Origin of the sequence: Phytoactinopolyspora endophytica, from assembly GCF_004138495.1 — a bacterium.
Classification (GTDB): Bacteria; Actinomycetota; Actinomycetes; order Jiangellales; family Jiangellaceae; genus Phytoactinopolyspora; species Phytoactinopolyspora endophytica.
In genome coordinates this window covers 30,182-41,219 of the sequence record NZ_ML142854.1, presented here as the reverse complement: position 1 = coordinate 41,219, position 11,038 = coordinate 30,182, and the positions used below count along the sequence as shown (strand labels likewise).

The window sequence follows — 11,038 nt, the reverse complement described above, 5'->3', positions numbered from 1 at the left end:
CGACGAACATCGGCGCACCACGGGTGAACCCTCCCCATCTGGATTCAGGCGTTCGCGGTGAGGCCACCCGCTCCGCGTTCCGTCGCGCATCGACAGCGCCGTGTGGCCCGGGCAGGTCGGAGAAGAGAGAGCGCAGATCAGAGTCATATCTGGCCGCCCAGATCGCCTCCAGGCGCTCGTCGTACTCCACCTTCGTCAGCCGGCCCGATGCGTAGTGTTCGCTCAGCGCCGAGGCCGCAGTGTCCCGCTCCGCATCACCGACACGGAGCGGTCCCGGCGTGGTCATAGAACTCACCCCCCGTTCACGTCGTCTTGGTCGAGATCGTCGCCGTCAGCCAGGATTCCGTACAGCCGACGCCGCATCTCAGAAAGCACGTCTCGCGCCCGCGCCTGCTGGTCGGCGCTGCCGGTGGCCATGATCTGCCACAGCGCCGCCGCGGCCTGCGCGATCATCGGTTCGAGCCCGCTTTCGTCCTGTTCCTCCGCGTCCGAGAAGGCCTCCCATGGGGCGGCGACCTCTTCGGCATGCGCGTCCACATAGGCGCGCCCTTCTTCGGTGAGCTCGAAGGCCCGGCGACCGCCCTGTTCGAAGGCTCGGACAAGGCCTTCATCTTCGAGCTGTTGAAGCGTCGGATAGATCGAACCTGGGCTCGGCTTCCACGCTCCGCGACTACGCTCGGCGATCTCCTGAATGAGCTGATAGCCGTTCATAGGCTGCTCGGCAAGGACGCTGAGGATCGCCGCCCGGATGTCACCTCGCCGCGCCTTGGGCGCACGACGTGGACCGTGCAGCCCCGGTGCGCCCCGCCAGGGCTGCCCCCATGGCCCACCATGGCCGAACAGAGCCCACGGCCCGAAGTTTCCGAACCCTCCATGACGCTTGCCCGTCATCGCCGCAATCCATCCCTCCGCCGGACCGCACGTCCCATGTTTGGCGCTGGCCCACGGCGTGTCTGTCGAGTGTCCCGCTCCAGTCATCGTCGCCTCCCGATACTACCGCGAACGGTCGCGATAGGTTCACGATATATCGTGACTGTTCACGTATCAAGGCAGTCGTATGACGTTTCTTATGTTCGAGTATTGACACATCCGGCGGCCTCTCGTACTTTGAGGAAAACGTGTTCCTAGCCGCGACATGCATCTATCTAGGTCTACTCCATGCAGCAAGTGCATGGTTTTCCTAGACGTAATATGTTACGCATCACATTTCAGAACGGGATTGACGAGGAAATAGGCCATGATTCCTTCCGATTCGCACCAGCTGCGCCGTTCGACCAGAGCTCCGGCCGTCCGTGGATCCACCCAGACCGGCAGCACATTGGGACCGCGCGAGGTCGACATCGTGGGCGGCCTTCTCGCGCATTGGCAAGAGCGCAACCGCTCGGCGACGCTGCCGCACGCCGTTCTCCAGGTCACCCAGGCAGGCAACCTGGAGAACCTTCGGCGACTCCTCGACGGTGGACGACAGCCGTACCAGGGTCGTTACCCGTTTCTGGACACTGACGTCTACAAGACTCTTGAAGGGCTGGCGTACGAAGCCGCACGCGGCGGCGCGGTTCCCGCGGCCGAAGACTTCTACGACGACAGCGTCAAGCTGATCGAACGCGTTCAAGCCGACGATGGATACATCGGGACGTATTTCCAGGACCCAGACGCACCCAAGGCGCCGTGGGAGGACATGGCGTGGGGGCACGAGCTCTACAACCTCGGCCATCTCACCCAGGCCGCCGTGGCGGCATCCCGGCAACTAGGCGACGATCGCCTGCTCAACGTGGCCCGCCGGTTCGCCGACCTCACCGTTGCGCGCTTCGGAGATCAGGGCGAGCCGCTCTATTGCGGTCACCCGGAGATCGAGATGGCCCTCGTCGAGCTGTACCGGGAGACCGGAGAACGCTCGTACCTCCGCCAGGCCGAGCTGTTCGTGGAACGTCGTGGAGCCGGAGAGCTGCGGAACCCGGTCTTTCCGTTGTCCTACTTCCAGGACGAGGTGCCGTTACGCCGGCTGACGTCGGTCACCGGCCACGCGGTTCGCATGACATACCTCGCCGCCGGCGCCACCGACGTGTGCATCGAGACCGGTGATGCCGAGCTATTGGCGCATCTGGAGGCGCTCTGGGACGACATGGTCGCCACCAAGCTCTACCTGACCGGTGGTCTGGGCAGCCGGCACTCCGACGAGGCGATCGGCGACCGGTACGAGCTACCGCCGGAGCGCGCGTACGCGGAGACCTGCGCCGCGATCGGCACCATGCAGTGGGGGTGGCGGTTGTTCCTCGCGACCGGCCGGGCGGACGTGCTCGACGTGGTCGAGCGGGTGTTGTACAACGCATACGCCGTCGGCACCTCGTTGGACGGCCGCGCCTTCTTCTATGACAACCCTCTCCAGCGTCGGCCCGACCACGATCAGCGCAGCGGAGCGGAGTCCGGTGGACAGCTGCTGCGCCGTAGCTGGTTCAGATGCGCGTGCTGCCCGCCGAACGTCGCGCGCTGGACTGCCCAGCTCCAAGACCACGTGGCCCTCGCTTCCGAGGATGGTCTGACCATCGCCATGTATGCGAGCGCCCGCATCCGGACGAACACGCTCGACGTCACCGTGCGCACCGACTATCCCTGGGACGGCAGGGTGACGGTCCACGTGGACGCCGCCGGGGACCGGCCCGTAGCCCTGACCCTGCGTGTCCCGGCCTGGGCGACGGGAGCCAGCGTACGCATCAACGACGAGGAGCCCATCCCGGCCGGCAGCGGCTGGCTACGCCTCGACCGCTCATGGGCGATCGGCGACTCCGTCGTGCTGGATCTGCCGATGCGGGTCCGTGCGGTGCGCTCCCATCCCCACCTCGACGCGACCCGCGGCGCTGCGGCCGTACTGCGCGGTCCCCTGGTGTACTGCGTCGAGCAGCAGGACTCCCAGGCCCCGGTCGACGACCTCGTACTGTCCGCTCAGGACCTGAGCTCGTTCTCCGATGCGCTGGACGAGTCGGGCTGGGGCATGCCCGTCCGTGTCCTGCGGGCGGAGCTGGCTGTCGCCCCTGGCGAGCGGGATCACCTCTACCCCGAGTTCGACCAGGACGCACCCGATCCGACCGCCAAGGGCCGCGCGCCTGTCCGTTTCGTTCCCTACTTCCTGTGGGGCAACAGGGAAGCCGGCGCCATGCGCGTGTGGCTCCGCCAGTTCTGACCGATCACGTCGTCGTCTGACGTCCGGGCTCGTGGACGTTTCCCGGACATAACCGAAAGGAGCCATGATGAACAGGACTGTTCTCGTACGCTTGTCGATGGTGGCCACAGCCGCGGTACTCACGTTGACCGCCTGCTCTTCTTCAGGCTCGTCGGACTCGGACTCTGACGACGAGAGCTCGGCCGGAGACGGATCGGCCTTCACCGACACGCCGGCCGAGGGTGGCACCGTCCAGATGCTGCAGAACGCGGACTTCTCGTACTTGGATCCCGCACGCGGGTGGGACGGCGGGGTCAACAACTTCTACCGGCTCGTCTACCGGACACTGACGACGTCGGCGCCGGGCAACGCCGACGACGCGAACGCCATCGTGCCCGACCTGGCCACCGACCTCGGCACGCCGTCTGAGGACGGACTGACCTGGACATTCACTCTCAAGGACGGGGTGAGGTTCGAAGACGGCACGCCGATCACCTCCGCGGACGTGAAGTTCGGCGTCTCGCGTGCCTGGGACCCCGAGATCGGCATCGGCTCGCCTTACGCGCGCCAGGTCATCGACGCGCCCGAGGGCTACGAGGGGCCGTACCGTTCCGGACCGCTGGAGACCATCGAAACCCCGGACGAGAAGACCATCGTCTTCCATCTCAAGGAACCGTTCCCGGAGTTCGGCTCCGTCGTCTCCCAGCCCAACTTCGTGCCGTTCCCCGAGGGCAGCGGGGCCGGCGACGAGTTCATCACCGGCCTCATCGCCTCCGGGCCGTACAAGCTGGAGTCCTACTCACCCGGCAGCTCGATCAAGCTCGAGCGCAACGAGGAATGGGACCCGGAGACCGACGACGTCCGCGAGGCCTACCCGGACGCGTGGGAGTTCGTCATCGGGCTCGACCCGGCGACCATCGACGAGCGCATGCTCGCCGGGCAAGGGGCGGACGTCAACGCCATCTCGGGCTCGGTACAGCCGGCGACGCTGCCGCGTCTGCAGGGCCCGGAGATGGAGGACCGGACGCTGCGCTTCACCGGCGTCTGCACCACGTACATGGGCCTGAACAGCACCAAGCCGCCGCTCGACGACGTCCGCGTCAGGCAAGCCATCAACTACGCCGTCGACAAGTCAGCCGTGCAGGTCGCCAGCGGCGGCGGCCAGCTCGCCGACGTCGCCACCACCATCCTCCCACCCACCGTGGGTGGCTACCGGGACTACGACATCTACCCCAGTGAGGGACACACGGGCGACGCCGAGGCCGCCCAAGCGCTGCTGGACGAGGCCGGTCAGTCGGACGGATTCAGCATGGTGCTGGACATCCGATCGCAACCGAAGATGCAGGCGCAGGCGGAGGCGATCCAGCAGTCGCTGGGAAACGTCGGGATCGACGTGGAGCTCAACGTGATCGACACGTCGACGTTCTACGAGACGATCGGGACGCCTGAGCTGCAGAACGACGCCGCCATCACTGGCTGGTGCCCGGACTGGGCATCCTCGGCCAGCACGTTCCTTCCGCCTCTGTTCGACGGGCGCAACATCACCGACCGTGGCAACGCGAATCTCGCCCAGATCAATGACGAGACCGTGAACGCGCGCATCGACGAGATCACGGCGATGACGGACCTAGACGCCGCCAACGAGGAATGGGGCCAGCTGGACGAGGAGATCATGGAGCTCGCGCCGATCGTGCCGCTGGTCGTCGAGGGGAACATCACGGTGCCCGGCGAGAACGTGACCGGGTTGCATTCGTCTCCTGGAGTGGCGACCGGCGGTATCGACCTCGTCCTCGTCGGGCTGCGCGATCCAGAACGCGGCTGACATGGCCACAGTCCAGTCTCAGCCCGAGATGACGGAAGGGGGCCCGCCACCGCTCGCGCAGGGCACGCCTGAGCGGAGGATCCTCCGCTCGCTGGCCGCCGACCGGGGCGCGGCGCTCGGTGCGTCGTACATCCTGCTCATCGTGCTCATGGCAGCCCTGGCGCCGCTGCTCGTGAAGGTCAGCGGGTGGGGGCCGTACGAGTTCGACCAGTCCGCCGTCGACCCTGACATGGCCGGTGCCCCGCTGGGTGCATGGGGCGGCGCCGGGCTCGACCACTGGTTCGGGGTCGAGCCCGGCAGCGGGCGGGACATCTTCGCCCGGATCGTCTATGGAGCGCGCGTGTCGATGCTGATCGCGATCTCCGCTACCGCACTCACGACGCTGCTCGGCGTGGTCTTCGGCCTGCTCGCCGGATTCCACGGCGGCAAGGTGGACTGGGCCATCTCGCGTGTCATGGACCTGCTCATGGGCTTCCCCGCCCTGATCTTCATGATCGCCATCCTGTCCGCCATCCCCGCCGGCAACCGCGCCGTCATGCTGGTCGTCGTCATCTCGCTCTTCGGCTGGCCATACCTGGCCCGGGTAGTGCGCGGTCAGACGATCTCGCTCGCCCAGCGTGAGTTCGTCGAAGCCGCACGCGCATCAGGTGCCGGTGGCGCGGCGATCGTCTTCAAAGAGATCCTGCCCAACCTGCGCTCGACGATCATCGTCCTGGCGACGCTGGCGATCCCCGGCTACATCGGGACCGAAGCGGGGCTGTCCTTCCTCGGCGTGGGAGTGAACCCGCCGACGCCGTCCTGGGGCCAGATGATCGCCTCGTCGGTGAGCTGGTACTCGGTGGTGCCCACGTACTTCGCGATACCCGGGGCCTTCCTGTTCCTGCTCGTCCTCTCGTTCACCGTGCTCGGCGACCGTCTCCGCGCGGTCCTGGAACCGGGAGGCGCGCCCTGATGCTCCGTTTTCTTCTCGCCCGGCTCAGCGGCCTGATACTCATCCTGTTGCTGGTGTGCGTCTGTACGTTCGCCGTGTTCTTCGTCCTCTCTCCCGACCCGGCCGTGCAGATCTGCGGGAAGAACTGCACCCCCGAGCTGATCGACCAGATCCGCGCGAACCTGGGCCTGGACGAGCCGCTGCTCTCGCAGTTCCTCAGCTTCGTAGGCGGCCTCTTCGCGGGCCGGACCTACGGAGCCGGCGACGCTGCCACGCACTGCGCCGCACCCTGTCTCGGCTACTCCTTCCAATCCAGCCAACCTGTCTGGGAGATGGTCACCGAACGGCTCCCCGTGACGGTGACCGTCGCCATCGGGGCCGCCGTGCTCTGGTTGCTCGCCGGCGTCGTCGGTGGTCTCATCAGCGCCCTCAAGCAGGGCACCTGGTGGGATCGTGGCGCCATGCTGGTCGCGTTGTCCGGCCTGTCGATACCGAACTACGTCTTCGCGCTCGTCCTCCAGTACGTGCTGGTCGTCCAGCTGGAATGGCTCCCCTTCCCGCAGGCGGTCGGTTTCGCCGCGGATCCGTGGCAGTGGTTCGCCAACTACCTCATGCCGTGGACCGTGCTGGCCTTCGCCTACGCATCGGTCTACGCGCGGCTCACCCGGGCCAACGTCATCGACACGCTCGCGGAGAACTACGTGCGCACCGCCCGGGCGAAAGGGCTCCCCAGCCACCTGGTGGTCCGACGGCACGCGCTACGGCCGGCTCTCACCCCCATCACCACCATCTTCGGGATGGACTTCGCCGGCCTCCTGGGAGGTGCGCTCATCACCGAGTCGGTCTTCGGCCTCAATGGCGTGGGCAAATTGACAGCGGACGCCATCAGCAGCAACGACCAGCCGGTGATCATGGGCGTCACCCTGCTCGCGGCGTTCTTCGTCGTCGCCGGGAACGTCGTCGTCGACCTGACCTACACCGCCCTGGACCCGAGAGTGAGGGTGAAGTCGGTATGAGCAGTCCATCGTCGGCACCGCTGCTGGAGGTCGAGGACCTCACCGTCGCGTTCCCGTCCCCGGCCGGGCCGACCGACGTGGTGCACGAGATCAGCTTCACCCTCGACCCGGGACGGTCACTGGGCATCGTGGGCGAATCGGGCTCCGGGAAGTCCATGACCAGCCTCGCCATAATGGGGCTGCTCCCGCCGACGGCGCGGCGCACCGGCCGCGTCCGCCTGGCCGGACGGGAGATCTCGTCGCTGCCCGAGCGCCAGATGCGCCGCATCCGAGGCGACCGCATCGCGATGATCTTCCAGGACCCGCTGTCCTCGCTCAACCCCTACTACACAGTCGGGCTGCAGATCGAGGAGGCCTACCGTGCGCATCGGCCGAACGTCACCCGCCGGAAGGCTCGTCAGGTGGTCGTCGAGGCGATGGAACGGGTACAGATCACCGACGCCGCCCGGCGGGTGGATCATTATCCCCACCAGTTCTCCGGCGGCATGCGTCAGCGGGTCATGATCGCCATGGCCCTGAGCACCGAACCGGACCTGATCATCGCCGACGAGCCGACCACCGCACTCGACGTCACGGTGCAGGCCCAGATCCTACGCCTGCTGCGATCTGTGCAGCAGGACACCGGTGCCGGTCTCGTCCTCATCACCCATGACCTCGCCGTGGTCAGCGAGATGGCGGACGACGTCGTCGTGATGCGCTCCGGGCAATGCGTCGAGTACGCAGGCTGCGAGCAGCTGTTCTCCGATCCGCGGCACCCCTACACGTGTGCATTGATCGATGCCGTGCCGCAGCTGGAGGACGACGTCGGCGAGCTGCGGGCCGTCGGCGACGCCGGACCGTCGCGCGGAGGTGAGCGATGACCACCTCAGAGGTGATCCTCCAGGCCCGCAACCTGGTCAAGGAGTTCGTCCTCCGAGATCAGGGTGGGCTGTTCGGACACAAGCGAATCCTGCGCGCCGTGGACGACGTCGATCTCACCCTGTACGCCGGCGAGACACTGGCACTCGTCGGAGAGTCGGGCTCGGGCAAGTCGACCACGGCGCGGCTCATCGCCCGGCTGCTCGACGTGACCTCCGGGAGCGTGCAGTTCCAAGGCGAGGAGGTGACCGGACTGTCACGGGCCGAGCTGTACCGGTTCCGTTCAAACGTGCAGGTGGTCTTCCAGGACCCGTACTCCTCTCTCAACCCGCGGCACACGGTCGAGCGGATCGTCACGGCTCCGCTCGTCTACCAGGGACGCACGGTGCCGGGTGGCGCCCGGACGTTCACCCGCTCACTCATGGAACGGGTCGGGCTCAACCCCGACCACAGCGCACGGTTCCCGTCGCAGTTCTCCGGTGGACAGGCGCAACGCATCGGCATCGCCCGGGCGCTCGCCGTCGGGCCAAAGGTAGTCGTCTGCGACGAGGCGGTCTCCGCGTTGGACGTGTCCGTGCAGGCCCAGGTCATCAACCTGCTCCGCAAGCTCCAGCAGGAAGAGGGGCTCACCTACCTCTTCATCGCCCACGACCTCGCCGTCGTCCGGCAGATCGCTCATCGGGTGGCCGTGATGAACCAGGGCCGGGTCGTGGAGACGGGCGAGCGAGACGCGGTCTTCCGCGAACCGGCGGACGAGTACACCCGCACGTTGCTCGCCGCAGTTCCGCGGATCCGTCCCGAATGGCAAGCCGCCAGGCGGGCACGAGCCCACGATCGTAGAGGAGGATGATGATGAGCCGGACGATCCTACCGCCGCCGTACGCGGGCACCCGGGTACCACGCCTCGCCGAGGTACCGGCGTTCGTTCAGTCGATCGGGTCCGGATGGGCCGAACCCGACGTCGAAGCGCCGGTGTCCGAAGGTGCGGCGCGGGCTGCCCGAGCGCACCGCTCGCGGCTGATCGAGCGTGCCGGCGCCGACGTGATCGTCGTCGGGGCGGGCCGGGCACCGGTACGCAGCAACGACACCGCCTATGACTTCCGGGCGGACAGCGATTTCGTCTGGCTTGCGGGGTGCGGCGTTCAACACGCCGTGCTCGTCATACGAGCCGGCGCATCGGACCACACCGCGACGCTGTTCATGCCCCCGCCGGCCCGGCCCGGGGAGAACGGGTTCTTCTCCGACGCCGAGTACGGCGAGCTCTGGGTCGGCGCGTCCGCAGGTCTGGCCACATGGTCATCGGCGCTCGGCATACAGGTCCGGCCCCTCGCCGATCTCGACGAGGTGCTCGCCGCTACGCCCGGTGCGTGGGCGAGCGCCGGTACCGATCCCGACCTGGTCCGACGGCACGGCCTGCAGGTCGAGAGCGAGCTCTCGACTGCTCTCTCGGATCTGCGGATGGTGAAGGATCCCTGGGAGGTCGACCAGCTCAGGCAGGCCGTCGACGACACGGTCGCGGGGTTCGACGCGGTCCTGGCGGAGATCCCGGCGGCGGTGGCAGGGGGTGGCGAGCGGTGGTTGCAGGGCACCTTCGACCGGCACGCCCGTACCGTGGGAAACGGTCCTGGATACGCGACGATCGTCGGCTCCGGTCCGCACTCGCCGACACTGCACTGGGTGCGGTGCGACGGACCTGTGCTGCCGTCGGCGCCGTTGCTGCTCGACATGGGGGTGGAGACGCGGACGCTCTACACCGCGGACGTCACCCGGACCGTGCCGCCCAGCGGGCGGTTCTCCGACGCGGAGCGGCGCGTCCACGACCTGGTGGAGAACGCTCACCGGAGGGCCATGTCGCACGTACGGCCCGGCCGCACCTATTCCGACTTCCATTTCGCGGCGATGGAAGTGATCGCGCGAGGGCTGCATGACTGGGGTCTTCTCCCGGTCTCCGTGGACGAGGCACTCTCACCGCAGGGCCAGCAGCACCGCCGCTATCTGGTGTGCGGTATCGGGCACCACCTCGGGCTGGACGTGCATGACTGCACGCGTTCGAGCTACGAGGCCTACCAGGGCGGGACGATGGCGCCGGGCATGGTCCTCACAGTGGAGCCGGGACTGTACTTCCATACCCACGACACGACCGTCCCACCAGAGCTCAGGGGCGTCGGCATCCGGCTGGAGGACGACTTGCTGGTCACCGAGGAGGGAGCGGACGTCCTGTCCGGGACGCTGCCCATCTCGGCCGAGGAGATCGAGGGGTGGGTGCGGCGAGCCCTGTCGACGCGCTAGCGACCTCGACGACGGACGGCGTACCAGGCCAAACCCGCGGCTGCGGCGCCCGCTCCGAGTGCGGCGGCCGCTATGGCCGGTTTCGGGGCGTCCCGGATCGACGACGCTCGCTGGCGTAGCGCGACCGGCTTGGAGAACACGAGTACCGGCCAACCCCGGTCGGCGGACGCCTTGCGCAATGAACGGTCCGGGTTCACGGCATACGGATGACCCACGACCTCGAGCATCGGCAGGTCGGTCGCCGAGTCGGAGTAGGCATAGCTACGGGTCAGGTCGTAGCCCTCGTCCACCGCCAGCTTCCTGATCGCCTCGGCCTTGTTCTCGCCGTAGGCGTAGTACTCGATCTCGCCGCTGTACTTTCCGTCTTCCACCACCATCCGGGTGGCGATGATCTTATCCGCGCCCAGCATCTCCCCGATCGGCTCCACGACTTCGACACCACTGGAGGACACGACGACGACGTCCCGCCCGGCGAGGTGATGCTCCTCGATCAAGGTGATGGCTTCGTCATAGACGATCGGGTCGACGATCGTGTGCATTGCTTCGGCGACGATGTCCTTGACCGCCTGGACCTCCCAACCGGTCACCAGCCCGGAAAGGTACTCCCGCATACGCTCCATCTGGTCGTGGTCGGCACCACCCACGAGGTAAACGAACTGTGCGTACGCACTTCGCAGCACAGCACGGCGGTTGATCAGGCCGCCTTGGTAGAAGCTCCGGGAGAAGGCAAGGGTGCTCGACTTGGCTATCACCGTCTTGTCAAGATCGAAGAATGCGGCAGTGCGCCGTACGGGTTGGTCAGTACCGGTTTGATTCATATGCATCATCTCTGTCTGGCGTGTGGGCTCGTCGTCCCCTCCCGAGAATATGAGGTCACCGCCCGGTTCACGAGCCCGGAGCCGTCCGCGGAATTCGGGCCGCGTTCGAGCAACGTCAAGAATCTGGGTAGTCCAGTGTTTCGACGT

At 67.1% G+C, this 11,038-nt stretch carries 10 protein-coding genes; 7 read left to right on the top strand and 3 right to left on the bottom strand.

Translation table 11 applies throughout. The annotated features are described in order from the left end of the window. Both ELR45_RS13225 and ELR45_RS13220 read right to left on the bottom strand, forming a co-directional pair. On the bottom strand, positions 1-286 hold a 286-nt coding region (locus ELR45_RS13225), incomplete at its 3' end, for a DUF1707 SHOCT-like domain-containing protein (protein ID WP_165367740.1). 5 nt (positions 287-291) lie between these two features. Beyond that, a complete protein-coding gene (locus ELR45_RS13220; RefSeq protein ID WP_205856539.1) occupies positions 292-891 on the bottom strand; it encodes a PadR family transcriptional regulator in 600 nt (199 codons plus the stop codon). Positions 892-1,237: 346 nt separating this feature from the next. Between ELR45_RS13220 and ELR45_RS13215 the strand changes: the two genes are divergently transcribed. The 7 genes from ELR45_RS13215 to ELR45_RS13185 all read left to right on the top strand — a co-directional run bounded on the left by ELR45_RS13215 (position 1,238) and on the right by ELR45_RS13185 (position 10,073). Continuing rightward, a complete protein-coding gene (locus tag ELR45_RS13215; RefSeq protein ID WP_129666684.1) occupies positions 1,238-3,178 on the top strand; it encodes a glycoside hydrolase family 127 protein in 1,941 nt (646 codons plus the stop codon). A gap of 67 nt (positions 3,179-3,245) precedes the next feature. After that, a complete protein-coding gene (locus ELR45_RS13210; RefSeq protein WP_129666681.1) occupies positions 3,246-4,979 on the top strand; it encodes an ABC transporter substrate-binding protein in 1,734 nt (577 codons plus the stop codon). Between the two features lies 1 nt (position 4,980). Beyond that, entirely contained in the window at positions 4,981-5,931 is a 951-nt protein-coding gene (locus tag ELR45_RS13205; RefSeq protein WP_129666678.1) for an ABC transporter permease, read from the top strand. Further along, positions 5,931-6,926, top strand: coding sequence for an ABC transporter permease (locus ELR45_RS13200; RefSeq protein ID WP_129666674.1), 996 nt, complete (start codon positions 5,931-5,933; stop codon positions 6,924-6,926). Before ELR45_RS13205 ends, ELR45_RS13200 begins: the two co-directional genes overlap by 1 nt. Then, the gene (locus tag ELR45_RS13195; RefSeq protein WP_129666671.1) at positions 6,923-7,786 is read left to right on the top strand and encodes an ABC transporter ATP-binding protein; all 864 of its coding nucleotides are present in this window, start codon (positions 6,923-6,925) and stop codon (positions 7,784-7,786) included. Before ELR45_RS13200 ends, ELR45_RS13195 begins: the two co-directional genes overlap by 4 nt. Continuing rightward, positions 7,783-8,634, top strand: a complete 852-nt coding sequence (locus tag ELR45_RS13190) for an ATP-binding cassette domain-containing protein (protein ID WP_129666669.1) — start codon at positions 7,783-7,785, stop codon at positions 8,632-8,634. The genes ELR45_RS13195 and ELR45_RS13190 overlap by 4 nt, the downstream gene beginning before the upstream one ends. Beyond that, a complete protein-coding gene (locus tag ELR45_RS13185) occupies positions 8,634-10,073 on the top strand; it encodes an aminopeptidase P family protein (RefSeq protein ID WP_129666666.1) in 1,440 nt (479 codons plus the stop codon). Before ELR45_RS13190 ends, ELR45_RS13185 begins: the two co-directional genes overlap by 1 nt. Here ELR45_RS13185 and ELR45_RS13180 read toward each other — a convergent pair. Continuing rightward, positions 10,070-10,891 carry an HAD family hydrolase gene (locus tag ELR45_RS13180; protein ID WP_129666663.1) on the bottom strand — a complete coding sequence of 274 codons (822 nt, stop codon included), beginning with the start codon at positions 10,889-10,891 and terminating at the stop codon, positions 10,070-10,072. The two genes, ELR45_RS13185 and ELR45_RS13180, sit on opposite strands and share 4 nt — an antisense overlap. Positions 10,892-11,038: the final 147 nt, after the last annotated feature.